The 26,209-nt window shown below is 67.5% G+C and carries 23 protein-coding genes; 12 read left to right on the forward strand and 11 right to left on the reverse strand.

Annotated features, from left to right (window positions below):
• Positions 1-680: 680 nt before the first annotated feature.
• On the reverse strand, positions 681-1,316 hold the full coding sequence (locus ABD260_RS34610) for an NADPH-dependent FMN reductase (RefSeq protein ID WP_344240671.1): 636 nt from the start codon (positions 1,314-1,316) through the stop codon (positions 681-683).
• Positions 1,317-1,354: 38 nt separating this feature from the next.
• Positions 1,355-2,038: a DedA family protein gene (locus ABD260_RS34615; protein ID WP_344240673.1), complete on the reverse strand. Its 684-nt coding sequence runs from the start codon at positions 2,036-2,038 to the stop codon at positions 1,355-1,357.
• Positions 2,039-2,182: 144 nt separating this feature from the next.
• Between ABD260_RS34615 and ABD260_RS34620 the strand changes: the two genes are divergently transcribed.
• Entirely contained in the window at positions 2,183-2,911 is a 729-nt protein-coding gene (locus ABD260_RS34620) for a 6-phosphogluconolactonase (protein ID WP_344240675.1), read from the forward strand.
• 16 nt (positions 2,912-2,927) lie between these two features.
• Here ABD260_RS34620 and ABD260_RS34625 read toward each other — a convergent pair whose 3' ends face one another.
• Positions 2,928-3,671 carry an SDR family NAD(P)-dependent oxidoreductase gene (locus ABD260_RS34625; protein ID WP_344240677.1) on the reverse strand — a complete coding sequence of 248 codons (744 nt, stop codon included), beginning with the start codon at positions 3,669-3,671 and terminating at the stop codon, positions 2,928-2,930.
• Positions 3,672-3,704: 33 nt separating this feature from the next.
• Here ABD260_RS34625 and ABD260_RS34630 point away from each other — a divergent pair, with 33 nt between their 5' ends.
• On the forward strand, positions 3,705-4,274 hold the full coding sequence (locus ABD260_RS34630; protein WP_344240679.1) for a TetR/AcrR family transcriptional regulator: 570 nt from the start codon (positions 3,705-3,707) through the stop codon (positions 4,272-4,274).
• 28 nt (positions 4,275-4,302) lie between these two features.
• On the forward strand, positions 4,303-4,608 hold the full coding sequence (locus tag ABD260_RS34635) for an ArsR/SmtB family transcription factor (protein WP_344240681.1): 306 nt from the start codon (positions 4,303-4,305) through the stop codon (positions 4,606-4,608).
• 25 nt (positions 4,609-4,633) lie between these two features.
• On the opposite strand, the gene ABD260_RS34640 is transcribed toward ABD260_RS34635, so the two are convergent.
• Entirely contained in the window at positions 4,634-4,987 is a 354-nt protein-coding gene (locus ABD260_RS34640) for a VOC family protein (protein WP_344240683.1), read from the reverse strand.
• 3 nt (positions 4,988-4,990) lie between these two features.
• Positions 4,991-5,839, reverse strand: coding sequence for a MerR family transcriptional regulator (locus tag ABD260_RS34645; protein ID WP_344240685.1), 849 nt, complete (start codon positions 5,837-5,839; stop codon positions 4,991-4,993).
• 129 nt (positions 5,840-5,968) lie between these two features.
• On the opposite strand from ABD260_RS34645, the gene ABD260_RS34650 reads away from it, so the two are divergent.
• On the forward strand, positions 5,969-7,195 hold the full coding sequence (locus ABD260_RS34650) for a family 16 glycosylhydrolase (protein WP_344240687.1): 1,227 nt from the start codon (positions 5,969-5,971) through the stop codon (positions 7,193-7,195).
• Between the two features lie 93 nt (positions 7,196-7,288).
• On the opposite strand, the gene ABD260_RS34655 is transcribed toward ABD260_RS34650, so the two are convergent.
• Positions 7,289-9,037, reverse strand: a complete 1,749-nt coding sequence (locus ABD260_RS34655) for a bifunctional metallophosphatase/5'-nucleotidase (protein ID WP_344240689.1) — start codon at positions 9,035-9,037, stop codon at positions 7,289-7,291.
• Positions 9,038-9,201: 164 nt separating this feature from the next.
• Between ABD260_RS34655 and ABD260_RS34660 the strand changes: the two genes are divergently transcribed.
• From ABD260_RS34660 to ABD260_RS34680, 5 genes are all read left to right on the forward strand, one after another.
• Positions 9,202-10,785, forward strand: a complete 1,584-nt coding sequence (locus tag ABD260_RS34660; RefSeq protein ID WP_344240691.1) for a beta-N-acetylhexosaminidase — start codon at positions 9,202-9,204, stop codon at positions 10,783-10,785.
• 199 nt (positions 10,786-10,984) lie between these two features.
• On the forward strand, positions 10,985-11,707 hold the full coding sequence (locus tag ABD260_RS34665) for an SDR family NAD(P)-dependent oxidoreductase (protein WP_344240693.1): 723 nt from the start codon (positions 10,985-10,987) through the stop codon (positions 11,705-11,707).
• A complete protein-coding gene (locus tag ABD260_RS34670) occupies positions 11,704-12,420 on the forward strand; it encodes a FadR/GntR family transcriptional regulator (protein WP_344240695.1) in 717 nt (238 codons plus the stop codon). The genes ABD260_RS34665 and ABD260_RS34670 overlap by 4 nt, the downstream gene beginning before the upstream one ends.
• A complete protein-coding gene (dgoD, locus tag ABD260_RS34675) occupies positions 12,417-13,562 on the forward strand; it encodes a galactonate dehydratase (RefSeq protein WP_344240697.1) in 1,146 nt (381 codons plus the stop codon). Before ABD260_RS34670 ends, dgoD begins: the two co-directional genes overlap by 4 nt.
• 34 nt (positions 13,563-13,596) lie before the next feature.
• Positions 13,597-14,382: a hypothetical protein gene (locus tag ABD260_RS34680; RefSeq protein ID WP_344240699.1), complete on the forward strand. Its 786-nt coding sequence runs from the start codon at positions 13,597-13,599 to the stop codon at positions 14,380-14,382.
• Positions 14,383-14,384: 2 nt separating this feature from the next.
• Here ABD260_RS34680 and ABD260_RS34685 read toward each other — a convergent pair whose 3' ends face one another.
• Positions 14,385-16,199: an exo-alpha-sialidase gene (locus ABD260_RS34685; RefSeq protein ID WP_344240701.1), complete on the reverse strand. Its 1,815-nt coding sequence runs from the start codon at positions 16,197-16,199 to the stop codon at positions 14,385-14,387.
• 127 nt (positions 16,200-16,326) lie between these two features.
• Here ABD260_RS34685 and ABD260_RS34690 point away from each other — a divergent pair, with 127 nt between their 5' ends.
• Positions 16,327-16,947 (forward strand): bifunctional 4-hydroxy-2-oxoglutarate aldolase/2-dehydro-3-deoxy-phosphogluconate aldolase, encoded by a 621-nt coding sequence (locus ABD260_RS34690; RefSeq protein ID WP_344240703.1) that lies wholly within the window; start codon positions 16,327-16,329, stop codon positions 16,945-16,947.
• A gap of 154 nt (positions 16,948-17,101) precedes the next feature.
• Complete coding sequence (locus ABD260_RS34695) at positions 17,102-18,121, forward strand: sugar kinase (protein WP_344240705.1); 1,020 nt, start codon at positions 17,102-17,104, stop codon at positions 18,119-18,121.
• A gap of 434 nt (positions 18,122-18,555) precedes the next feature.
• Here the strand turns inward: ABD260_RS34695 and ABD260_RS34700 are convergent, their stop codons facing one another.
• Positions 18,556-19,086 (reverse strand): helix-turn-helix domain-containing protein, encoded by a 531-nt coding sequence (locus ABD260_RS34700; RefSeq protein WP_344240707.1) that lies wholly within the window; start codon positions 19,084-19,086, stop codon positions 18,556-18,558.
• 56 nt (positions 19,087-19,142) lie between these two features.
• Here ABD260_RS34700 and ABD260_RS34705 point away from each other — a divergent pair, with 56 nt between their 5' ends.
• Complete coding sequence (locus ABD260_RS34705) at positions 19,143-20,108, forward strand: alpha/beta hydrolase family protein (protein ID WP_344240709.1); 966 nt, start codon at positions 19,143-19,145, stop codon at positions 20,106-20,108.
• A gap of 11 nt (positions 20,109-20,119) precedes the next feature.
• On the opposite strand, the gene ABD260_RS34710 is transcribed toward ABD260_RS34705, so the two are convergent.
• The 3 genes from ABD260_RS34710 to ABD260_RS34720 are packed head-to-tail and all read right to left on the reverse strand — an operon-like array spanning position 20,120 to position 26,145.
• Complete coding sequence (locus tag ABD260_RS34710; RefSeq protein WP_344240711.1) at positions 20,120-21,586, reverse strand: ATP-binding protein; 1,467 nt, start codon at positions 21,584-21,586, stop codon at positions 20,120-20,122.
• Positions 21,586-23,247, reverse strand: coding sequence for an FAD-dependent oxidoreductase (locus tag ABD260_RS34715; RefSeq protein ID WP_344240713.1), 1,662 nt, complete (start codon positions 23,245-23,247; stop codon positions 21,586-21,588). Before ABD260_RS34715 ends, ABD260_RS34710 begins: the two co-directional genes overlap by 1 nt.
• A 60-nt stretch (positions 23,248-23,307) precedes the next feature.
• Positions 23,308-26,145 carry a S8 family serine peptidase gene (locus ABD260_RS34720; protein ID WP_344240715.1) on the reverse strand — a complete coding sequence of 946 codons (2,838 nt, stop codon included), beginning with the start codon at positions 26,143-26,145 and terminating at the stop codon, positions 23,308-23,310.
• Positions 26,146-26,209: the final 64 nt, after the last annotated feature.

Raw genomic sequence — 26,209 nt, forward strand, 5'->3', positions numbered from 1 at the left:
TACCAACACCCAACCCCATCAGCCGCTTGACGAAACCCATAGGGACACCCCCCCGGGTGCAGGAGCGAGCTGTGCCTCCACACCCGCCAAGGACGATCGCGGGTACGCGCGGGTGCGCGCGACGAGGGCTCGAGCACGGCGGCCGCCGGTGCACTTGGCGAACGCTCGAGCGCGAGCGTGGCTAGTGCGCTGCGGGTGCTCGGGCAGGTGCGAGCTGGCGGGTAGGGCAGACGGTCGGACAGGTGCGAGCCGCCGGATCGAGCAGACGGTCGGCCAGGCCGACGAGGCAGACGCGAGCCACCGGATCAAACCGACCGTCGAGCAGACGGGCGGGGCAGGTGCGAACCGCCGGATCGGGCCGACGGACGAGGAGGCCGACGGGCAGACGCGAACCACCGGACCGAGCAGACAAACGAGCACGCCGACAGGGCAGACACGAGCCACCGGATCGAGCCGACAGACGGGCAGGCCGGTGGAGCAGGCGCGAGCCGCCGGGTGGGGCAGACGGTCGGGCAGGCGGGTGGGCAGACGGTTGGGGCAGATGGGTGGGGCGTGTACCGCGAGTTTGGTGGGGGTGGCGGAAAGGGCGGGTTGGGTGGGGAGGTGGGTGGGTTAATGCGTGGGTTTGGGTACGGGTGGAGGGTGATGGTGGTGGATCCGCAACCCGACTGCTTTTGGTTTCAGTGGGTTGGTGTTGGTTCGGGTACTGGTTGGAGGGCGATGGTTGTTGACTGGATGATCGTTGCATTGGTGCGGATCCAGGTGGAGAGGACTACTTGGAGGTCTTCGAGGTCGCGTTCTTCGAGGATTACGCCGGGGACGGGGGTGGTGGCGCCGAGCTCGGCTAGGACTGGGCGGAGGTGGTGATCGGCCAGGAGTTTGTGGCTGGGGGCGGCGGAGACGGTTACCGGGATCACGACGGAGCCAGCCAGCGCTTGTGGGCGGAGGATGTCGAGGAAGCTCTTCACCAGGCCCGTGTAGCTGCCTTTGTAGACCGGTGTCGCGATCACGATCACCGACGCGGACGACACCAGATCGACGGCGTTCTCCAGCGCGGCCCGTTCAGCGTCGGCGGCCTGGTCGCCCTGGAAGATCGCCGGCGCGAACGTGACCAGGTCGATCAGCTCGTCGATCCGGTAGGGCGTACCGAGCTCGGAGGCGAGCAGCTCCGCCACGGACGCGGCCGCGGCGGCTGTCCGCGAACCCGGCCGGGGGTTGCCGACCACGGTGACCACCGACTGCGGCCAGACCGGTGGCTCCGGTACGACCTGCGACTCGAACGCGACTGACGGCATCTGACCCAACTCCTGAGGCATCGGTTGTGATCCCTCGAGCGTAGTGAAAGTCGAGCCTCTCACTTGACTTTCTCAGATGGCGAACGTCTGGCCCTGAGCTTGACAACCACGAACCAAGCCACCGCCGCCACCGCACCGACGATCACGACCTTCTGGAACACGCCGACCGACGACTCCACCACGTGCCACCGCTCGCCCAGCTGGTACCCGGCGAGAATGAGCAACGAGTTCCACACCAGACTCCCCAGTGCGGTCAGCGGCAGGAACACCGCGACTCGCATCCGCTCCACCCCGGCCGGAACCGAGATCAAGCTGCGGACCACCGGAACCAGCCGCCCGATCAGCACCGCCTTCGAACCATGCCGGACGAACCACTCCTCCGCCTTGTCCACATCCCGCACCTTGACCAGCGGCAGTTTCGAAGCCAGCGCCCTGGTCCGATCCCGCCCGAGCACCGCACCCACCCCGTACAAAGCGAGCGCCCCGACAACCGAACCGAGCGTGGTGAAGAGGATCGCATTGAACAGCCCGAAATCACCCCGGCTGGCGGCGAACCCCGCCAGCGGCAGGATCACCTCGCTCGGCAGTGGTGGAAACAGATTCTCCAGCGCGACCGCGAGCCCGGCGCCGGCCGGGCCGAGTCGCTCCATCAAATCGATCGCCCACCCGGCCACTCCACCGGTCGGCTCCGCGGTCGTTGCCTGCAGCGTGGTCATCAGCACCTGACTCGTCGTCGTCACCATGCGTAAGAAACTAGAGAGCTGGCTCCCGACAAACACTGGAGCCAGCCCACCGGTCTCACCTCTGGCCATCCACCGTACCGACCGGGGGAAAACCCCCGGTTGTGCGAGCCTGTGCGCACCACACGTCTCCCCGAAGGAGTCTCCATGACCGTCGAGCACGCGCCGCGGATCAGTACGCACCCGACCCGCGAGGACCTCGGCCGCGCCGCCGCCACGGCCGCCGCCGCCGAACTTCTCGAGGCGATCGCCGCCCGCGGACAGGCCCGCGTCATGCTGGCCGCGGCCCCCAGCCAGGCCGCGACCCTAGCCGCACTCGCCGGTGCGGCGGAGATCGATTGGAGCCGGATCGAGTTCTTCCACATGGACGAGTACGTCGGCCTGCCCGCGGACGCCCCGCAAGGTTTCCGGAACTGGCTGCACCGGAGCTTCCTGAACAAGGTGCCGCAGGCAACTTTTCACCCGCTCGCGCCGGAGGACGGCCCCGAGCACTACGCGGAGCTGATGGGCACCGAGCCCTTTGACCTTGTCCTGTTCGGCCTCGGCGTCAACGGCCACCTGGCGTTCAACGACCCGCCGGCCGACTTCGCCGACCCACAGGCCACGAGGATCGTCGCGCTCGACGACACCAGCCGCCGTCAGCAAGTCGACGAAGGCAACTTCGCAGCCCTGGACGACGTACCGACGCACGCGATCACCGTCACGATCCCCCGCCTGCTGAACGCCCACGCACTGATCGGTTCGGTCCCCGGCGCGGTCAAGCTGCAGGCCGTACGCGACACCCTCAACCAACCGATCGGCCCCAATCACCCCGGGACGGCACTGCGCACCCACCCCAACGTCCAGCTCTTCCTGGACACCGAGTCGACACCCTGATCACCCCACGCCGAGATCACCCCACCCCGAGGTGCAGCCCACCGGACGCGTCGATGACCTGACCGGTGATCCATCGCGCCCCGGGCGAGGCGAGGAACGCAACCACCTCGGCGACATCCTCGCCACTGCCCAGCCGGCCGAGAGCGGTCTGGCCGACGATCAGCTCGGTCAGCCCGGGCGCTTCGAAGACCGCGCCGTTCGCCTCGGTCCGGGTCGCGCCCGGGGCGACGGCGTTCACCGTGATGCCCCGCCGCCCGAGCTCCTGCGCGAGCGTACGCGTCATCGTCTCGACCGCGCCTTTGGTCATCGCGAACGAGGTCTGTCCCGGATTGGCCATCCGCGTCGCGACCGACGACAGCGAGACGATCCGCGCGCCGTCGGCCAGCACCGGCAGCAACCGCTGGATCAGGAAGTACGGCGCCCGTACGTTCACCGCCATCAACCGGTCGAACCCGGCTTCCGTGTCCGCACCGATCGGTCCGTTCGGCGGCGCGGCGGCGTTGTTCACCAGTACGCCCAGCGATCGCCCCGCCAAACCAACGCTCAGCTGCCGAAGCACCTCGTCGGCATCACCTGGTACGCCGAGCTCCGCGCCGAGGACGAACCCGCGCCCGCCGATCCGCTCCAGCGTCTCCTCGGCCCCGGCCTTGTCCCGGTTGTAATGCACCGCGATCTCGGCACCGGCTGCCGCCAGCCGCTCCGCGATCGCCCGCCCGATCCCCCGCGAGGCCCCGGTCACCAACGCCACTTGGCCATTCATGTTAGAAACTATCATGATGTTAGTATCTACCACATGAACCTGAGGGACCGCCAGCGCGCGGACACCCGGCAACGCGTCCAGCGCCAGGCGCTCCGCCTGTTCGCGGACCGCGGGTACGACGCGACCACGGTGAACGACGTCGCCGAGGCGGCCGGCGTCTCCGCGATGACGGTCTACCGGAACTTCCCCACCAAGGAAGATCTGGTGCTGTACGACGACTTCGACCACCTGGCCGCGGCGACGATCACCGAACTGCCCGCGACCGGTTCACTCGCCGACCGCATCGGCCGCACCGTGCTCGCCACCCTCGAATTGGCGGTGACCAACGACCACGACCTGCTCCGCACCCGGTTGCAACTGATGATCTCGACGCCCGCGCTGCAGGCCCGGCACCTGGACAGTCAGTTCCGCCTGCAAGAGGTGTTCGTGACCGCGATCTGCGCCGACGATCCGACCCTCGAGTACGCCGCCCGGGCCGCCGCGAGCGCATGCCTCGGCGTGGCGCACACCGCCTTGCTCCGCTGGGCCTCCGACGACAGCGATCCGGACTTGCCGAGCCTGTTCCGCGAGGCCTTCAGCGCCGCCTTCGGACACACTCCCTAGAGCGGCCGGACCGGGTTATATTCCTGGTATGGCAACTACGTTCGAGGTGCTGGCGGAGCCGCGGCGGCGGGAGATCCTCGACCTGTTGCGGACCGGCGAACGTCCGGTCGGTGAACTCGTCGACGCGCTCTCGCTCAGTCAGCCGGCCGTGTCCAAGCACCTGAAGGTGTTGCGGGACGCCGGCCTGGTCGAGGTACGCCACGACGCGCAACGCCGCTGGTACAAACTGCGCCCCGCGCCGCTGGCCGAGCTCGACGCCTGGCTGGAGCCGTACCGCGACCTGTGGCGCGGCCGGCTGGACGCGCTCGAGGCGCACCTCGACCAGATGGACTGAGGTACGCCTCGAGCTACTACCTGGTTCAGCCGTGCTGTTCCGCTACGTCGAACACATTGCCCTCGGGATCGGCCAGCGTGATCCAGTGCGTGCCGTACTCGTTGTGCTCGTCCAGCCGCTTCGCACCCAGCCCGACCAAGCGGTCCACCTCGCCGGCCCAGTCGTCGGCGACCAGGTCCAGGTGCAGGCGGTTCTTCCCGTTCCGCGGCTCGGGGACCTGCAGGAACATCAGCGACGGACCGGCCGCGGCCCGGTTCACGGTCGCGAAGAACTCGTTGCCGTCAGCATCTACCTCGGTGGAGAGCACGGCCGCCCAGAAGGTGGCCAGCGCCTGCGCGTCGGTGCAGTCGACGGTGATGTTCTCCAGTGTCACGGACATCGTTCAGCCTTTCAGTGTTGGATACTTTTCCCACCCCACCGCCCCGGTCACAGGGATGCGCTGGATCGGCCAGCACACTTCGGTTCGGTAGTCGGCCGGGTCTGATACGTCACCCGGCGAGATCGGGTACAGCTCGCGGATCGGCCCCGGCGCCACCTCGCAGAACTCCGCGACATGGCTGCCAAGGGCGCCGTAAGTACGGTCGAAATCGGTCATCGGGCCGGTGTGCACCGCGATCGCGAAGTACCCACCGGGCAGGTCGACGAGCTCGACACCGTCGGCTGCCGGCTGGTCCGGCGGGACCGGATGGAACGCCAGCACCTCACCCTCGTCGTCGGCGAAGAACTCGTCGCTGTACGTGGCGCCCGAGGTCCCCGGAATGTCACCAGTGACCGCGCCGAGCCGCCCGAACGCGTACTCACACCATGGCCCGATGCCGTCCCGCAGCACCTGATCGCGGATGCCGTACGCCCGGAACGGCGGAATGAACCGGTATTCGACGTCGAGCACCGGCCGCCCCGGCGTGAGCAGTTCGCGTAGCGACACCACTACGTCCCGGGTTTGCGCGAGCTCCCGCTCCATCCGCTCGAGGTGCGAGCGCAGCGTCTCCTCGCGGGCGGCACCGTCCCCCGCCTCGACCACGGCGCGTACGTCCGGCAGCGGCATCCGCAACAACCGCAGCCGGCGAATCAGCAGCGCGGTCTCCACCTGGCCGGTGCCGTACCGCCGGTAGCCGGAGGTGGCATCGACCGAGACCGGCGCCAGCAGCCCGATCTCGTGGTAGTGGTGCAGGGTCTTCACACTCAGGTGGGTGAGTCGCGAGAACTCCCCCACCGTCACCGTCGCCGTCATGCGACAAGCTTCCACCCTCCGGTAACCGGAGGGTCAAATGTCGCTCCGGGGTTGCGATGAGAGCGTTCTCATGGGACGCTGCCGCGCAAGCAGCATCCTCATTCAGACGCCCCCGGAAATGAGGTAGTCATGCAGCGTTCCCGCTTGCTCGCGTTCGTCGCGATCGGTGCCGTCGCAGTCGGCACCGCCCTCCTCCAGCCGGCCGCCTCCGGTCATCAGCAGGCCGCGGCCGCTCAGACCGCGACGGTCTGGGAGGACAACTTCGACGGCCCCGCCGGCCAGGCCCCCGATCCCGCCAAGTGGCGGTACGACATCGGCGGCAACGGCTGGGGCAACAACGAAATGGAGTACTACACCAACAGCACCCGCAACTCGGCGCTCGACGGCAACGGCAATCTGGTCATCACCGCTCGCCAGGAGAACGGCGGTTATCAGTGCCACTACGGCCCGTGTCAGTACACGTCCGCGCGGTTGCTGACCGCGCAGACCTTCACCCAGACGTACGGCCGGTTCGAGGCGCGGATCAAGATTCCGCGCGGGCAAGGGATCTGGCCGGCGTTCTGGATGCTCGGCGGCGGCAACTGGCCGAACGACGGCGAGATCGACATCATGGAGAACATCGGCAAGGAGCCGGCCACCGTCCACGGCACGATTCACGGGCCTGGCTACTCGGGCGCGGGCGGTATCGGTGCCGCGTACAACCATCCGAACGGCTGGTCGTTCGCGGACGACTTCCACACCTTCGCCGTCGATTGGGCGCCGGATTCGATCACCTGGTACGTCGACGGTGTGCAGTACCAGCGCCGTACGCCTGCGGATCTGAACGGCAACGCCTGGGTCTTCAACCACCCGTTCTTCATGATCCTGAACCTCGCGGTCGGCGGCTACTGGCCCGGCTACCCGGACGGCACCACCCAAATGCCACAGACCATGACCGTCGACTACGTCCGCGTCTCCACTCTGGGCAGCTCCGGCGGTGGTGGCACCCAGATCACCGGCCTGGCCGGCAAGTGCCTGGATGTAGCCGGCGCGAACCCGGCCGACGGCACCACCGTTCAACTGTACGAATGCAACGGCACCAATGCGCAGAAGTGGACCCGCCCCGGCGACGGCACAATCCGGGCCTTGGGCAAATGTCTCGACGTGGCAAACGCTGATGTTGCCGACGGCACCAGGGTGCAACTCGTGTCCTGTAACGGAAACGCGGCCCAGCAGTGGGTGTACTCGTCGGGCCGCGACCTGGTGAATCCGCGGGCCAACAAGTGCCTCGATGTCACCGGCAACAACTCGGCAAATGCGACACCGACCCAGATCTGGACCTGCTCCGGCGGTGCGAATCAGAAGTGGATCGTCTAGACCCGGATGCCCAGGCCATCACAATCGGCCCGCCGCGCGCCCCGTACGCGGGGCGGCGTTCTCCGGCGGCGATTGTGATGGCCTGGCGATCCGCTAGCCCTTCTGCGTGACCCGGTCGAGCGGGGCCGGAGTCAGGGTCTTGTGCGTACGGAGGTACGAGGCGAACGTCTCGTGGTCCGTGTTATTGCGTACCGGGTTCGTGTACGCCTTGAACGCCGAGTACCCGTCAGCACCGATCACCGTGTAGGCGAGCGCCGCGACCCGGTACGTCTTCGCTGGGTCCAGTGCGACACCATCGAGCTTCACGTCCGCCGGATCGATCCGGTCGCCGACCGGACGGCTCGCGTCGAACGAGTACTTGACATTGGACGACAACGCGAGCGGCGCGAACTTCACCGTACCGTTCGCCTGCGTCTGCCACTGCTGTTCGAGGACCGCGTCCAGCTGCGCACCGGTCAGGCTGACCGTCAGCACCGGGTTGCCGTAGCCGTACGCGTCCCACGACTCGCCCAGCATCACCCGGCCGTCGGCGTCACCCGGCTTGTTGCTCGCAGCAACCAACAGGTCACCACGGACGGCCGTCGATCCAGTCGCCGGCTTGGCGGCAATCACACCAAGGTCAGCCGGCCCGTTCTGCCGAGCGGTCCACAGATGTACGTCGGCCCCGAGGTCGGCCATCGTGCTTTCACCAACAGCGTTCGGCGTACGAGTGAAGTCGCCGGTGATCGTCGCGACCGGCTCGGCGTACTTCCGGTTGCCCGCCGCGGTCCAGTAGTCGACGATCTTCTGGATCTTCGGGTCCGGCGTGACGTCACGGGTGACCGCATGGTTCACCGACGTGGTCTTGTCCCGCAGCACCTCACCGCTGCGCGGGTCCAGCTGCAGGTTGATCTCGCTGATCAGCCGGCCGTGGTTCGCGGCCTCGACCACCGGGCGCGGGTTCCCGGCCGGGTCGGGGATGGTGCAGTTGAACGCCGCGTGCCAGTGCCCGGTGACGATCGCGTCGATCTCCGGTGTCACCTGCCGCGCCACGTCGAAGGCCGGTCCGCTCGGGTTCACACAGTTGTCGTACGTCGCCGACGCGTCCGTACCGCCGTCGTGCATGTTCAGCACGATCGCCTTCACGCCGCGCTTGGTCAGCTCCGCGGCGGCCCGGTTCGCGGCCTCGACCTGGTCCAGGGCCTTCAGCTCCGGCTGGTACGACGTGGAACCGACCGGTGTGTCCGGAACAGTCAGCCCGATGAAGCCGATCGGGTACGTCCGGCCGCCGTTCTTCACCATCCGGATCGTGTACGGCGCGACGATGGTCTTGCCCTTCGCGTCGACGATGTTCGCCGACTGGAAGTCGAAGTCGGCACCGTGGAACCGTCGGCCGGTCGAGTCGGTGAAGCAGCTGTCCACGCCGACCGTGCCGAAGCACTTGCCCTTCTCCATGTGGTCGACGAGGAAGCTCTTCGACACGTCCAGCTCGTGGTTGCCGACGCTGGAGAACTCGACGCCGAGCGCGTTCAGGACCTCGATCGTCGGCTCGTCGGCGTGCACGTCCACCTCGAACGGCCAGCCGGAGAAGTTGTCGCCGTCGGTGAAGAAGATCGAGTTCTTCTTCCCGGCGCGGATCTCGTTCAGGTGCGTGGCCAGGTACGCGGCGCCGCCGACGACCTGGGTGGCGCCGTCCGGCCCGGCGATGGTGCCACCGTCGGCGGGCGTCGGCGGCCGCAGGTAGCCGTGGAAGTCGGTGATCGACACGAGTTGCACGGGAACCGGTGGGGGCGCGGCGTGCGCTGCCGCGGGCACGAGGCCGGCGATCAGCGCAGCCGACAATACGGCGGCGGTTCTGCGCATAATTGTCTCCTTGGCGGTAGAAACAAGCATGATCCGACAGAAGGAGACTGCACCATGATGGCCGCGATGTCACCATCGAACGGCGAGTCGGTGAATCCGGAAAGAATCCACCGGGCCTGGTCCGAGGTCTGTCCCGGCCCGTGGTCTTGCCGCAAACTCGTCGGATGAGCCTCCCCGTGATCCCCGCACCCGCGAAGACCACCGCCGCCGACGGCACGTACACACTGACCACCGCAACCGGCATCGCCGCCGCCCCTGACCTCGCCGGACCCGTGAGCCGATTCATCGAGGACGTGGCGCTGGACACCGGATTGGAACTCACCGGCACCGCGGGCATCACCCTCGCGATCGAGCCCGTCGACGAAGTCGCCCCGGTCGCCGGCCTGCGCGCCGACGGTGAAGCTGTGGACGAACGGCACGGCCTGGAGATCACCACCGACGGCATCCGCGTCTGGGGCCCGACGCCGGAAGCGGTTCATCGCGGCCTGACCTCGCTCCGCCAGCTGATCTCGGCGCAGCTCCAGGACGGCAGCGCAGTACTGCCGGCGACCCGCATCGTCGACGGACCGCGCTTCGCCTGGCGCGGGTTGTCGTTCGACGTGGTCCGGACGTTCCATGGACCGGACGAAGTACGCCGGGTCATCGACATGCTCGCGCTGTACAAGCTGAACGTTCTCCACCTGCACCTCACCGACGACCAGGGCTGGCGGGTCGAAGTACCGTCCCGGCCTGCCTTGACCGAGGTCGGCGCGCGCGGTGCACTCGGCGATCGCCCCGGTGGGTACTACAGCCAGGCGGAGTTGGCCGAGCTCGTGCAGTACGCGGCCGAGCGGTACGTGACCGTCGTACCCGAAATCGACATGCCCGGGCACACCACCGCCGTGTTCGCCGCGTACCCGGAACTGGCGCCGGCCGAGCTTCGCACGATCGACTTCGGCGACGGAAACTCCATTCCGCTGAACGCGCTCCAGCCGGATCGCGCCGAGACCTGGGCGTTCGTCGAGGATGTACTGGATGCCGTCATCCCGCAGTTCCCGCAGAGTGCGTACGTACACATCGGCGGTGACGAGACGTGGGGGATGGCCGACGAGGACCATGCGGCCTTTGTCGAGCAGGCCGCCGCGCTGGTTCGCGCCCGTGGGAAGCGCGTCGTCGGCTGGCAGGAGATCGCCCGCGGCGCAACCGGTCCGGACGACGTGGCGCAGTACTGGATCAGCATCGACATCGACGCGATGGACACCGGCAATGCGCCACGGTTGCCGGAAGATGTACTGCCGATGCTGCTGGAGCATTTCCAGAAGGCGAAGTTGGATGCACCGAAAGCGCTCGCCGCCGGTACGCGCCTGATCGCCTCGCCGACCACGTGGGTGTACTTCGACCGTCCGCATGGTGATCCGTCCTCCGACCCGGCGCAGGAGGAAGCGCGCAAGCGACTGGGGCTCGAGTTCTACGGCCCGGCCACACTGTGGGACGGGATCTCGTGGGATCCGGTCGAAAACACACCGGGTGTCACCTCGACCGACCAGCTTGTTGGCGTCGAAGCGGCGATCTGGTGCGAGACCATCCTCAGCTCCGAGGACCTGGAGTTGATGCTCCTCCCCCGCCTCCCCGGCGCCGCCGAAAAGGCCTGGTCACAGCACACTTCAGTCGACTGGCCCACGTACGCCGCGCGCCTCGCCCAGCAATCGCCGACTTGGCGCCACCGCACCTGGACCTGGCACCACTCCACCGAAGTCAACTGGCGCTGATCGGCAGCAACTGCGCTCCGCCGTACACCCGGCAGCTCGACAGGAGGTGTCCCCTGCGCCGGCCCCATCCCCCGCCTGCACACGCTCGCGGCGCGGCGCAGTGGGCATATACGTACTGTCGAGCCGCCGATCTCTCCCTTGCGCCGGCCCTTGGGGGCTGGCATATTAATTCCTAAATTATGAGCAAAGGAGGCGCCGCGTGCGGCTGGGTGGGCGGGTGATCGTGGTGACCGGGGCCGCGTCCGGGATCGGAGCGGCGTGCGTCGCGCGGGCGGTGGCCGAAGGTGCGCGGGTGGTGCAGGTCGACGTGCATCCCTGTCCGGAAGTGCCGGGGCAGACGATCGCGGTGGTCGGCGATGTGTCCGCACCGGATACCTGGGCGGAAGTACTGTCCCGCGGGCGTGACGAGCTCGGGCGGATCAGCGGCCTGGTCAGCAACGCGTACATCTCAGACGTACGGCCGGCGCACGAAATGACCCCGGCGTCCTGGCAGCGGCAGCTCGACGTGAACCTCTCGGCCGCCTTCCTCGGATTCCGCACGTTGCACGACGACCTCGCGGCGGACGACGGCTCGGTCGTGCTCATCTCGTCGGTCCACGCGCTGGCAGGCATCCCCGGCCACGCGGCGTACGCGGCAAGCAAGGGTGCTTTGGTCGCACTCGCCCGCCAGCTCGGAGTCGAGTACGGCGGGAAGATCCGCGTGAACTCGGTCCTCCCCGGCCCGATCCACACCGCCGCCTGGGACAGGTGCGGGCCGGAGGATCTGAAGCGCAGTGCGCAGGCCACCGCGATCGGGCGGCTCGGCCAGCCGGACGAGGTCGCCAAGGCGGTGGCGTTCCTGCTGTCGGCGGAAGCGTCGTACGTGACCGCCGCCAGCCTGGTCGTCGACGGCGGATGGTCCGCGGTGAAGGATTCCGCGTGACGAACAGGGTGGTGGCGCGCGGGCTGCACGGGCAAATCGTGGAGGAACTGGCGCGGCGGATTCTGTCCGGACAGGTACCAGAAGGCGCGACGATCAACGTCGCCGAACTGCAGACCGATCTCGGCGTCAGCCTGACCGCGGTCCGCGAGGCACTGAAAGTACTGACCGCCAAAGGGCTGGTCGATGCGCGGCAGAAGCGCGGCACGTACGTCCGGCCGCGTGCTGACTGGAACCTGCTGGACCCGGACATGATCCGCTGGCAGGTCACCGATGCCGACGCCCGCCCGGGGTTGCTCGAGGACCTGCATGAGCTACGCGGCATCGTGGAACCCGCCGCGGCGCGCCTGGCCGCGCTGCGTGGCGAGGCCGCGCACTTGACCGCGCTGGACGAGGCGCTCGCGGCGATGGAATCCGCTGACGACCACCACGACGCGGCCGCCGCAGACCTGGCGTTCCACCGAACGTTGCTTGCGGCAACCGGAAACGAACTCCTGACCAAGCTGGAAATGATCATGGAAACCGGACTCGCGGACCGCGATCGCCTTGTCCACAAGGCGAAACCGTTGGCCGATCCGGTGCCGAGCCATCGACGGGTCGTCGACGCGATCCGCGCACAGGATCCGGACGGAGCCGAGCTCGCGATGCGGGAGCTGCTGGCGAGGTCGGCCGACGACCTGACCGAAGTACGCGACTCGAGGCGAGGACGGCAATGAAGATCGAGCGGATCGAGACGTTCCTGGTCGCGCCGCGCTGGCTGTTCTGCCGGGTCGAGACGAGCGACGGCGTGGTCGGCTGGGGCGAACCGGTCGTCGAGGGGCGCGCCGAGGTCGTCCGCGCCGCCGTCGACGTCCTCTCCGAGTACCTGATCGGCCAGGACCCGTTGCAGATCGAGCGGCACTGGCAAGTGCTGACGAAAGGTGGCTTCTACCGCGGCGGCCCGGTGCTGAGCAGCGCGGTCGCCGGCCTCGACCAGGCGCTGTGGGACATCGCAGGTCAGGTGTACGGAGCTCCGGTCGCCGCGCTTCTCGGCGGACGCGTCCGCGATCGGGTGCGCGTGTACGCGTGGGTCGGCGGCGACGAACCGGCCGCGATCAGCGAGGCCGTCACCGCCCAGGTCGAGGCCGGGATGACGGCCGTGAAAATGAACGCCAGCGGGAAGGTGCGGCCGTCGCCATCCGTTGCCGAGGTCAACGATATCGTGTCCCGGCTCGCCGCCGCGCGGGCGGTTCTCGGCGATGATCGTGATGTCGCGATCGATCTGCACGGGCGCGTCGGCGTGGCCGCGGCGCGACGGATCCTGCACGCGGTCGAGGACCTGCACCCGTTGTTCGTCGAGGAACCAGTGCTGCCCGAGCAGATGGCGCATCTGGCCGAAGTCGTTGCCACATCATCCGTTCCGGTGGCTCTCGGCGAACGGCTCTTTCACCGTTCGGAGTTCCTCGCTCCGTTGAACGCCGGCGTCGCGGTCGTACAGCCCGACGTCTCGCATGCCGGCGGGATTTCGGAGTTGCGTCGGATCGCCGTACTCGCGGACGCTCATGGCGCGATGCTTGCGCCGCACTGCCCGCTCGGTCCGATCTCGCTGGCGGCCTCCTTGCAAGTATCGTTCGCGACACCGAACCTGCTGATCCAGGAGCAGAGCCGGGGCATCCACTACAACGTGGGCAGCGACCTCACGTCGTACGTCGTCGATCCCGAGCCGTTCACCTGGGTCGACGGACATGCGGTGTGGAATCCGCGGCCCGGTTTGGGCATCACGGTCGACGAGACAGCCGTACGCGCCGCGGACCGCACCGGTCACACCTGGCGTAATCCGGTGTGGAGGCACGCCGACGGCTCGTTTGCGGAGTGGTGAGGATTGTGTTGTTTCGCGGAATGGTGAGGTTCGCGTGACTGTTGTAGCGGTCGATGTTGCCGATGGTGGTCGTTGGACCTCCCTGCATCTTGCCGGTCGAGAGTGGTTGTGGGCTGGGCCAGGCCTGATCACCGGATCGCGCGCCGGTCTCGCCACCTTCATCGACGCGGGCGGGGTCGACGAGTGCTTTCCGACCGTACGCGGAACGCCTGACCACGGCGGCCTCTGGAATCAGCCTTGGGACGGCTGCGTCGTTTATGGGGACGCGGTGCTCAACCGGGTCTTCACGTTCGGGACAGATACCGTTGCCGTTGACTACCATCTGCAGGCACCGCCCGGCTATCGCTTCGTCTGGGTGGCCCACGCTCTGCTCGATTGTGCGCCTGGAGCAACCATCTTGGCGCCGCCGGCAACCGAATGCCGGATCTATCCCGAAGCGGCGCCGTGGCTGCCCTGGTCGTGGCCGTCCGGAGCTTCCTGGGTGACGGCTGCTTGGCCCACACCACTGGAGCTGACCGCCTACGGACCTACCGATGGGAGCGCGGTCGGGGCGATTTTGGTGGACTGCCCAACGGTTTCGGTTCGCGACCGCGCTGCTGAGCTGACGATGACTTTGAGTTGCCCGGGGCAACCTGTTTCCACTGCATTGTGGCGGAACCAAGGAGGTTTCCCTGCTGACGCGCCGTACCGGAGTCTCGGGGTCGAGCCGATGCTCGGCCGGGTGTTCGACCTTGCGACCGCGGGACCGGACGACGCGGCGGTGGTGCCCGCGAGTGGCGAACTGACCTGGCGGCTCACCTTGTCCGCCAGGTCAGTCTGATGTCAGTTGAGTGGCAGGTCGAGTACGGCGTTGGGCACCGAGGTGCTGTTGGTGGTGCGGATGCTGTTGATTTCGTCCGCGGACAGCGCCCGCTTGTACAGTCGTACCTCATCCATCGACCCGTCGAAATGATGCGCTCCGTCAAGGCGCTGACCGACGTACAGCTGGAACGGCCGCCCCGGACTGACCGATCCACTCGGCGCGGCCACACTCGCCGACTGCACACCATCAACCCAGAGCGAGAGCGTCCCGGCCCTGCGTTGCAGGGCGACGTGGTGCCATGCGTTGTCGTTGTACGCCTTCGCCGTCTGCACCGAGGCAGTGTTGCCGCCGGTGGTGATCAGGCCGCGAATCCGGCTGTCCGCCGGTTCGGCCCGCAGCCAGAACTGGGAGAACTCGTTGATCCCGTACCCCCAGAAGATCGCCTGGTACGCCGTACTCGCGCCGTACTTGATCCAGGCCATCGCGGTGAAATCACCCGCACCGACCGCCAGCGACTCGGCGTACGGGAGCTGCAGCGCGTCATCGACACCATCGAAGTCCCGCGCCTGCCCGAACTTGCCGGCCACCACCGTCGGGGCACCGCGCAAGTAGGTGTGATTGCCCTGTCCCGAGACATCCGGCGTTGTCGCCGTACGCGGCGCATCCGGGAAGCCGATGTCGCTTTCGGTGAACCGCGCGAACCGGATCTGGTCGCGGGCATCCACCGTTCCGCCCTCGTACAGCAGGCCGATCTCGCCAGTGTCGAGGATCGCCAGATCGGAGTAGCCGGACCAGTCGCTGGTGATCCGCGTACCTTGGTCGACGGACTGCCAGGTCTTGCCTTCGTCGAAGCTGGATCGGATCGTCATGTACCGCCGACGGTCCGGATCGGCCGGTGCGGCGAAAAGGATGCGGTTGTACTTGTCGCCCTGGTCGACCGCGCGAAGACGTTGCAGCGAGCCTTGGACGACAGGCGTTGTCAGGCCGGCGATCGTCGCGAACGGGGCAGCGAACGTCTCACCACCGTCGTTGCTGACCGCGCTCATCCGGCTCGCACCGGAAGTGCCGGCGTTGTTGCGCGCACCGGCGTACACCCCGCCGTCGACCTTCTCGACCACGCTGATCTCCTGCGGTACGGCGTCCGCGCGGAGATCGGTCGCGCCCTTGTGCCAGGTCACGCCGTGGTCATCGCTGTACACGAGCTGGCCGGCGTTCTGCTGGTTGCCGTTGTCGTAGTTGGTGCCCGCGACCAGTCGACCGGCGTGCGCCCCGCGGGTGAGTTGGATGCCGTGGACGGGACCGGTCGCGTACCAGCCCCAGGCCGGATCGTCGATTTGCGAGCCGAGGTTCTTCGCCTTGCTCCAGGTTTTGCCGTCGTCGTCGCTGAACTGGACGTACGGGGTGCGCGGGCGGGTCGTCGTACCTGGATCCATGGTGCTGAGAAGCACGATGCGGCCGGTTTCGTAGTCGACGATCGGGGTCGGGTTGCCGCGGGTGGCGACGGCATTCGGGTCGGTGTCGGTGCCCGAAAGGACAGTTTGGGTGGCCGACCAGGTACGGCCGTCGTCGTCGGAGCGGCGGAGGACGAGGTCGATCTCCTGGGAGTCGGCGCACCAGGCGCGACGGGCCTCGGCGAAGGCGAGCAACGCGCCGGACTTGGTGCGGACGATCGCCGGAATGCGGTAGCAGCCGAAGCCGGCATCTCCCTTGTTGAACAGCACGGTCTGGGTGACTGCTTGGGGTTGCGCTTGGGCTTGGGTGGCGGCGGCTTGGGTTGGTGGCGTGAGGGTGGCCGCGGTCAGCGCCAATGCGGCCAGGATTTTGAGCTTAGGCATGAGCGGATGCCTCCAGTAAGTAAACAACGGGGCGGTTGTTCACTCTGAAATTTAGCCACAGATCAGGCGTCCACACCAGAGCTCATGGGACGTCCTATGTCTTATCCGATCACATAAGTTGGAGATCATGGACCTGCTTGCCGAACTCCGCAGCCGGAAGTTGCTCGCGATCATTCGCGCCGACGGGGCCGAGACCGCCCTGGCCTGCGTACAGACACTGGTCGAGGCCGGCGTCACCGCCCTGGAGATCTCGCTGACCACGCCCGGCGCGGTCGAGGCGATCGCCGCGGCCCGCAACCAGTACGACCCGAGCATTCTGATCGGCGCCGGCACCGTCGTCACCGCCGCCCAGGCCGACGAGGTAGCAGCCGCCCGCGCCAGCTTCGCGGTGACTCCCGCGATCACCCGCGGCGCCCACCGCTCGGTCGAGCTCGGCCTGCCGCTGCTCTGCGGCGCCCTCACCCCCACCGAGGTAGTCGCCGCCGTCGATCTCGGCGCCACCGCCGTCAAGATCTTCCCCGCCAAGGTCCACGGCCCCAGCTACCTCCGCGAACTCCGCGCACCCCTCCCCGACATCCCACTGATCGCCGTCGGCGGCGTAGACGCCCAATCCGCCCCCGCCTACCTCACCGCCGGCGCCCTCGCCGTAGGCGTAGGCTCCCCCCTCCTGGGCGACGCCGCCACCGGCGGCCCCCTCTCCGAACTGTCAATCCGAGCCAACACCTTCCGAACCGCCCTAAACCTCTAACCCACCGCCCTCCCCTCACCCACGCCCTTCCCCCCAAACCGGTTTGGGGCGCCCGACGGTCCATTCCAGGGGTACAACCTCCCCCACTCCACGCGCACAACTACCCCAAACCGGTTTGGGGCATCTAACCCCCTTCAGACTTCGGAGCCTGTTGATGACTGATCTTCTGACTCTTGGCGAAACGATGGTCTCGGTGCGAACCCCACGCCCGATGCGCCTCGGCGGAGACGCGCATCTCTCGATCGCCGGCTCCGAAAGCAACGTAGCGATCGGCGTCGCCCGGCTCGGCCACCGCACCACCTGGTTAGGTGCCCTAGGCAACGACGAACCCGGCCGGCTGATCCAGCGCACCCTCCGCGCCGAGAACGTCGACACCACCCAGATCCGCTTCGCCGACGACTCGTTCACCGGCTTCATCGCCTTCGACCAGCCGTCCCACGACATCACCCGGGTCAGCTACCACCGCCGCGGTTCCGCCGCCTCCACCCTCACCCCTGAGGAAACCACCGCCGCAATCCAGGCCACCAAGCCGACCCTCCTGCACGTCACCGGCATCACCCCCGCCCTCTCCGCGGCAACCCGCGCCGCCACCCTCGCCGCCGTACGCACCGCCTCCGTCGCCGGCACCCAGGTCTCCCTGGACGTCAACTACCGAGCCCGCCTCTGGCCCCGCGACGAAGCCGCCGCCACCATCCGCGAACTCCTCCCGTACGTCCACACCATCTTCGCCTCCGACGACGAACTGGACCTCCTCACCGACACCCCCAACCCCATCCCCACCCTCCTGGAACAAGCCACCCAAGTAGTAGTAACCGCCGGCCACAAAGGCGCCTGGCTCCACACCAACGCCGCGGACGCCCCGGCCGACTCAAACGCCGACGCCACCAGCACGTCATCCGGTACGCACAACCACCTCGCGGGCGACTCGTCCGGCGTACACACGATCCATCAGCCGGCGCTTCCGGTGACGGTGGTCGACAGCATCGGCGCCGGTGATGCCTTCGTCTCCGGCTACCTCTCCGCCACCCTCGACAACCTCACCCCCGAAGCCCGCCTGCACCGCGCCACCACCTCCGGCGCCTTCTGCGTAACAGCCTTCGGCGACTGGGAATCCCTCCCCACCCGCGCCGACCTCACCCTCCTGACCCACACCCAAGGCACCGCCCTCCGCTAACCCAAGTGGATACCCGGCTCTTGTGACTGATGTGCGGGCCAGGTGCTGCGGTCGGTGGTGTGCAGGTGGACAGGAGGTGTGGGTTGGACGGGTAGTGCACTTGAGCGTGATGGGGCCGAGAGCGTACGGCGTCTCGGGGTGCACTACCTGTCGAACTGCCGATTGCCCGATGCCAGCGCAGCCGGCCGCAGATAGGCGCGTCAAACTGACGGCCCCGCGGACAACCGCCGGACCATGAACACTCGGCGGAGACCGTGGACAGCTGACCGGGTACCCGCAGTCCCTACAGAGTGTTCAACCTCCGCCGGACGAGCTGGATATCCACTCGTGTGGTGGGTTCTCCACCGGTATACGAGCGGAGACCCCACCACGCGAGTGGAGAAGCTTGAGCGGGCAAGTGGTTGGCGGCCGCGGGACGGAGCAGCTCGGGGGCGTTAGGGGTCGGCAGTGGGGAAGAGGATTGGGCTCAGGAGGTAGCGGGTGCGGTCGGGGGTTGCTTCGTTGGTGAGGGTGGGGAGGATTGCGGCGCGGAGGGTGGTTATCAGTTGGTGGAGTTCGGGTTCGGTCAGCCAGATGCCGTGTTGGCGGTAGCCGACCAGGTCGGTGACCGGGTCGGCGCCTTCGGTGTCGGCGTACGCGTTGAACTCCGCGACCAGCGCCGCCATCGCCACCGCGAACGCGCGGCGGTGGTCCTCGATGGTGACCTCGGCCAGCTGTTCCGGGGTGATGGACGCGCGCTCGGCCTGGAGCCGGAAGCGGCGCTCGACGGCACCGCGGACTCGCTGTTCGGCCGCGACCTCGAGGATTCCGCCCTCGGCGAGTAGCTCGACGTGCCGGTACAGCGTTGCCTTCGAAACGTCCGTGATCCGCTCACCGAGCTCGCCGGTGGTCAGCTCACGTCCGCCCCGGAATGCATGCACGATGCGCAATCGGACCGGATGTCCCAGCAGTTCCAACGGACCCATAGCGGAACAATCTCACATCATGCTACCTTTCGCAAAAGACGAGAAAGGTCATGCTGATGCCCACCTGGACTCCCCCGCCGTACGCGGACCCAACCACCTTCACCGAACGCGACCTCACCCTCAACGCCACCGCCCTCCCCAGCGCCGTCACCCGCCCGGAAACGCCCGCCCGTCCCGACGCCGTCACCGGCACGTCCACCGTCCCCGGCACGCTCACCCTTCCGAATCGTGGACAGCGCACCGGGGTCGTCCTGCTTCCCGGGGCTGGGCCGTTCGATCGCGACGGGAGCAGTGGGCCGAACAAGCCGATGAAGGATCTCGCCTGGGGACTCGCCAGCCAGGGCATCGCCGTCCTCCGGTACGACAAACCGACCGCGAACCGCCCCGAAGCAATGCTCGACCCCGGCTACACGATGACTGCCGACTACGTACCGCACGGCAAAGCCGCCGTCCGCGCCCTCGCCGAGTACGTCGACCGCATCGTCCTGATCGGCCACAGCATGGGTGGAAAGGTCGCCCCGAAGATCGCCACCGACGAACCGCTCGTCGCGGGCGTGGTGATCATGGCCGGCGACACTCAGCCGATGCACCACGCTGCCGTCCGCGTGATGCGCTACCTCGCCGAAACCAGCCCCGAAGCCGTCCCACCGGGAACCATCGAGCTCTTCCAACGCCAAGCAGCCGCCGTCGACAGCCCGGACCTGTCACCCGAGACGACCGATCTCCCCTTCGGCCTGCCCGCGTCCTTCTGGCTGGACCTTCGCACGTACGACCAGGTCGCCACCGCCGCCAAGCTCGACGTACCGATCCTCATCCTCCAAGGCGGACGCGACTACCAGGTCACCGTCGCCGACGACCTGCCCGCTTGGCGTACGGGCGTGCCGAACGCGACCGTCACCGTACTGGACGCCGACAACCACCTGTTCTTCCCCGGGACCGGCCCGTCCACGCCGGCCGACTACCAGACCGAAGGACACCTCGACCCGGAAGCGATCACCACCATCCTCAACTGGTTGCCCTAAGCAATCACCACTCAATCCAGCAACGCCGGATCGGATTCCAGTTCACGCTCCGGATCCAGTGGAAGCACGATCTTGAACACCGTACGCCCCGGCTCGGACTCCACCCGCAGATCACCGTGATGCTTCTTCACCACGATCCGCCAGGAAATGTCCAGCCCCAGCCCGGTACCCTCCCCGATCGGCTTCGTGGTGAAGAACGGTTCGAAGATCCGCCGCCGGATCTCCTCCGGAATCCCCGGCCCGGTGTCACCGATCTCGACCACCGCGTACGCACCGTCGCGCCGGGTCCGGATCGTCAGCGTCCCGGTGCCGCCCATCGCGCTGACCGCGTTGTCGATGATGTTCGTCCACACCTGGTTGAGCTCGGCCGCGTACGCCGGAATCGCCGGCACCTCCGGATCGAACTCCTTGACGAGCTGGTACCCCTGGAGCTTGCCCGACATCATCACCAGCGTCGACTTGAGCAGCTCACGCAGATCGACGGTCTGGTACGGCGCGCGATCGATTTGTGAGTACTGCTTGGCCGCGCCGACGAGGGTGGAGATCCGGGTGACCGAGTCGTCGATCTCGTTCATCAGCGACTCGGTGTCGATCGTGTACATCAACCAGCGCACCGCGCCTTCGAGGTACTTCGGCCCGACCGCCGTCAGCACCTCCTCCATCCACTCCACGTCCAGCCCCGCCGAGGCCAGCACCGGCGCGACATCCCAACTCGCCTGGACGTCGTGATCGTCGAGCCAGTCGGTGAGCGTGTCCTCGCGATCGGACAGCTCCATCGGCGGGATGTCCTTGTCCTTGTTCTTCTCCAGCCGCTCGACCGCGTCGTCCTGGAGCGCGACGATCTGGTGCAGCTTTGTCGCGTCCAGCGTGCCGTCCGCGAGCATCGCCAGCTTCGACCGCATCCCGGACACCCGCTGCCGCAGTGTCGCCGCGGCCCGGACCGCCGCGGCGGCCGGGTTGTTCAGCTCGTGGGTCAGACCGGCGGACAGCGAACCGAGCGCGAGCAGCCGCTCCCGCTCCCCCAGCGTCTCGTTGGTCCGCCGCATGCCCATCACGAAGCCCTCGATCAGGTGCACCGCCATCGGGAACCAGGTGTTCATCATCGTCGCCATCGTCTCGGCGCTGATCACGAAGAACTCCGACGGCTGCGTCACCTGCATGGTCGCCGTGTACGACTTGTGGTCGTTGGCGCCGAAGAACGCGTTGAACGCACCCGAGTACACGCCCCGCTGGCCGGTGCGGTTGATCTCCACGAGCTCACCGTGCGACAGCTTGCACAGCCGGATCTCGCCGGACAACAGCACATAGCAGCAGGTCGCCTCGTCGCCTTCGTTGAAGACGACGCCGTCGTGGACCTCCTCGACGTACCCGGCTTCGGACAGCCAGCCGAGCTGCTCGTCGGTGAGGCTCTCGAACAGGAACAGCGTACGCAGCTCGTCCGGGCTCAGCCGCCGCGGCTCAACGGTGTTCTCGGTCATCAGAGCATCTCCAGGTATCGGTGTACCAGTGTCACGGCCATCGCGCCGTCGCCGACCGCCGAAGCGACCCGCTTGACCGACTCGGCCCGCACATCGCCGGCGGCGAACACGCCCGGCATGCTCGTCTCCAGGTGGTACGGCTCGCGTTCCAGCACCCAGCCCGGCGGTCTGCCGTGCAGGTCCGGGCCGGTGAGCACGAAACCGCGCTCGTCGCGGAGCAGGTCACCGGGCAACCAGTCCGTCCGGGGCGCCGCGCCGATGAACACGAACATCCACTCCGTGTCCACCTCACGCTTCTCCCCGGTCTCGCTATTCAGCAGGGTGAGATGTTCCAGGTGCTCCGAGCCCACACACGAAACGACCTGAGTACAGGTGTGTACGTCGATGTTGTCGATCGCATCGATCTGGTCGATCAGGTACGACGACATCGTCGCGGTCAGTGATGGTCCTCTGACCAGCATATGCACGCGTTTCGCATGCCTGGAGAAGTACACCGCCGCCTGACCGGCCGAGTTCGCGCCGCCGATGATGTACACCTCGGCGCCCGCGCAGGCCGGCCCTTCCGTGGTCGCCGAGCCGTAGTAGATGCCCCGGCCGCACAGATCGTCCACACCAGGCGCCTGCAGCGTCCGATACGCCACACCGGTCGCCAGGATCACCGAGTGCGCCGAGATCTCGCTTCCGTCCGCGAATCGGAGCCGCCGCGCGTTCCCGAGCGTCTCCAGACCGACCACCTGCCGCGTGGTCAACAGCTCGGCCCCGAAGCGCACCGCCTGCCGCCGCGCCCGGTCAGTCAGCTGCGCGCCGGACACACCATCCGGGAAGCCAAGGTAGTTCTCGATCCGGCTCGATTGGCCGGCTTGGCCGCCGGTCGCCAGCTGCTCGACGAGCACAGTCCGCAGCCCTTCGCTCGCGCCGTACACCGCCGCACCAAGCCCCGCCGGACCGCCACCGACGACGACCAAGTCATAGAAGTCCTGCGTGGGCGCGGTGGTCAGGCCGACCTTCTCCGCCAGCTCCGCCTCGGACGGCGCAACCATCACGCTCGCGTCGGGCGTGATGACGACCGGGAGCGCCGATCCGTCGACTTCCGCCGCGTCGAGCAGCCGTTTGGCCTCTTCGTCGTCGACATTCAGCCAGCGGTACGGCACCGCGTTCCGGGCGAGGAAGTCGCGGGCCGCGAACGACGGCGCGGACCAACGGTGACCGATCACGCGCGTCTCGTCACCGGACGGCTCCGGCGTCGCGCGCCACAGGTCGAGCATCGCGTCGACCACCGGGTACAGCTTCTCCTCCGGCGGATTCCACGGTTTCAGCAGGTAGTGGTCCAGATCGACGACGTTGATCGCCTGAATCGCCGCATCCGTGTCCGCGTACGCCGTCAGCAGAACCCGGCGCGCCAACGGGAACAGATCCATCGCCGCCTCGAGGAACTCGATCCCCGACATCTGCGGCATCCGGTAGTCGGCCAGCAGCAACGCCACCGGCTCACCCCGCAGCTTCAGCTCCTTCAGCGCGTCCAGCGCCTGCCCGGGGCTCTCCGCCCGGACGATCCGGTTCTGCTCGCCATACCGCCGCCGAAGATCACGCGCAATCGACCGGGAAACCCCCGGGTCGTCATCCACGGTGAGGATCACCGCACGAGTAGCTGCCGCTGTCATGCCTCCTTCATACCAGCGGCAGCCCACAAACGGTCATCCGTTATCCACAGGCGGCCCGGTTCAGCTGATCGTGATGATCTTGTTCGCGCTGAACGCCGGCCCGTGATCGGCGTCCCCGGGGAACCACACCCGGTACGCGATCTGGCCGCGAACCGCCGGCTTCATCCCGAACGCGTACTTGCCCGATGTACTCAACTTGACCGACGCGATCGACTTCCACACCTTGTTCCCGTACTGCTGGAGGTACGCCGCCTGCCCAGCATGCGCCGGCCCGACGTACCCACTGAACGCACTGGTCTGTCCAAGGCGGATCGCCGTTGGCGACAGTACTGCTGAGATCGTCGGTGCGACCTGAACAGTGACGTCCGGCGTGCGCGTACCCATGTAGTCCGCGTCACCGGGGAAGGTCATCATGTACACCGATGACACCGTCGGCTTGTGTACGAACGACAGCCGCCCGGTCGACGAGGTCTTCAGCGCCGCGAGCAGCGTGAACTTCGTGCCGTTCTTCGGGCGTACGTACAGGTTGACCGGCCAGTCGGCGCGGGCCTGGTTGTCGATCCGCAGCGTGCTGCCGTTGATCGTCAGCGAACTGCCGTACACGAGGTTCGTCGTTGACACCACGATGCCGGTCTTCATGCCGATCAGGTGCCGTAGTGCGATCGGAGTGCTCACATGGCCAGTACGGTCCTTCACCCAGACGCCATAGGTGTACGTCGTGTTCTGCGCCAGGCCGGTGTCCTTGAAGGCGGATGCGGTACCGGCGTACACGAGGGTGCCAGTGGTCAGCGTGGGCTCCGAGCCACCCACGACGCGACGGACGATGACCTGGTCGAGGTCCGACATCGGTGCGAGCTTCCAGCTCAGGTTCGCGGCCAGGTAAGCGCCCGTAGCAGTGAACTCCGGCTTCGCCGGCGCCTCGTCGAGTGTCGTGAACACACTGCGGAACGGTGCGAGCGCAGTGCCGTCCGCCTCCTGCACACCGTTGACGACGAACCAGTACGGCGTGTTGTCCATCAGCCGGGCCGCCGGAGTGATCCGGGCCTTCTTGGCTGTCGCGTCGTAGGTGACAGTGGCACCCACTGTGGAACCGGTCTTAGCGTTCACCAGCTGCACAGTGCTCGCCGTGACACTGGCCGGTAGCACCGGCCGCGCGAACAACAGCTCAGCCAGCGCACGGCTGCCCCCGTCGACGCTCCGCACCGGGTACGCGGTCCCGGCAGTGGTGCCGCCCGGACCACCCTCGCTAACACTCAGCGTGTACGGGCGTGTGTCTCGCGAGCCGTTGTCGTTGCGCACTGCGATGTACGCGACGCCCGCGGGAACACTGACGTTGGCAGTTGCAGTCAGCGGCGCACGGACCGCCGGGTTGGCCGGGAACGGGTTCACCGCTGAGCCCAGGCGCTTCAGGTCCACGTCGTAGACCTCCACGCGCGGGCCGATGTTCACCGGCAAGCCCACGTCGAACACCGAGCCGGTGAGCGACACCTTCAAGTTGCGGGCAGTGGTCGACTGCACCGAGTACCAGTCGACGTCACCCTCGACAGCGAAGGTGGAGCTGACCGACGTCTGCAGTGACTTCGCCGTACCCGGCAGGTCGTCGCGGTCGTTGGTGGCCACCGGGAAGTCGGCCGCCCACTTGCCACCCAGGGCGGCGTACGCGTCCAGCATGCCGGCGCCGAAGTACGGGTCGATGCCCCGCGGGCCGGCGTCCCGCGCGGTCGCCTTCAGCCGGGCCATCACCTGCGCCGGAGTGAAGGTGGGCCACTTGTTTCGTACCAGTGCCGCGACACCGGCAACGATCGGCGACGAGAAGGACGTGCCGGACAAGCCCATCAGGTACGGCTCGTACCCGGCCGGCGTCTTGGCGCGTGGTGCGGTGCTCGTGATGTCGTAGCCCGGTGCGGCGATGTCGACGGTGTCGCCGTACGTGCTGAAGTCGGTCACTGCGCCGTACCAGTTGGTTGCACCGACGGACAGCACCTCCGGGTACGCCGCGGGGTAGTGCGGCGCGGACACACCGGTGTTACCGGATGCGGCTACCAGTACGACACCTTTGGCGACCGCGTTCTTGATCGCGGTATGCAGGATCGGGCTGTCCTCTGAACTACCGAGCGACATGTTGACGACGCGGGCGCCGTTCTTGACCGCCCAGTTGAGACCGTTGATGACGTTGGCGTCGCTGCCCTCACCGCCGTCGTCCAGCACCTTCACCGGGCGGACCTTGGCGTTCCAGGCCACGCCGGCGATACCGATCGAGTTACCCGTCCCGGCCGCGATGATGCCGGTCACCGCCGTACCGTGCCCGTCCCCGTCGTTCGGCGCAAGAGCAGTGTTGAACGTGTTGTAGCCCGGTAGCAGGTGACCCACCAGATCCGGATGACCGGCGTCGACACCGGTGTCCAGTACCGCAACGGTCTGGCTGCCGGCCGACTTGCTGAGATCCCACGCCTGGTTGACGCGTACGGTCGGCAGGTACTTCTGGTAGTTGGTGTAGTACAGGTCGCCGGGAGTCGCTGACTTCCGGCGGATGTAGTTGAGTGAGGCCTGCTCTACCGCTGGATCCGCCTTGACCTTCTTCAGCAGCTCCGGTGCCGGTACGTCACCAGTCACGGTGACGACATCCGGGCTGACCGACTCCCCCGACCGTCCGTTCACCTTGGCCAGCGCAGCCTTGCGCGCCGAGCTGGTCGCCTTCGGCTTGAACTGCACAAGCACGGACTTCGCGTCGTACTTCGCTTTGCCGACGCCGCGGTCGGCCCCGGCCTTCGCCTTGAACGGACGCGGCGCGGCGGACACATCGGCGGAACCGGACGACCCGGTCACCACCACCAGAGTCGCCGCAACCATGGCCGCCGGCAAACCAAGCCGCAACAACTGAACAGGACGAAAAGGCACCAGAACTCCCAGGGACTTCCACAAACGGGCGGATCCGGCGCACCCCGAGCAACACCGGCAAGAC

Origin of the sequence: Kribbella hippodromi, assembly GCF_039531045.1 — a bacterium.
Lineage (GTDB): Bacteria > Actinomycetota > Actinomycetes > Propionibacteriales > Kribbellaceae > Kribbella > Kribbella hippodromi.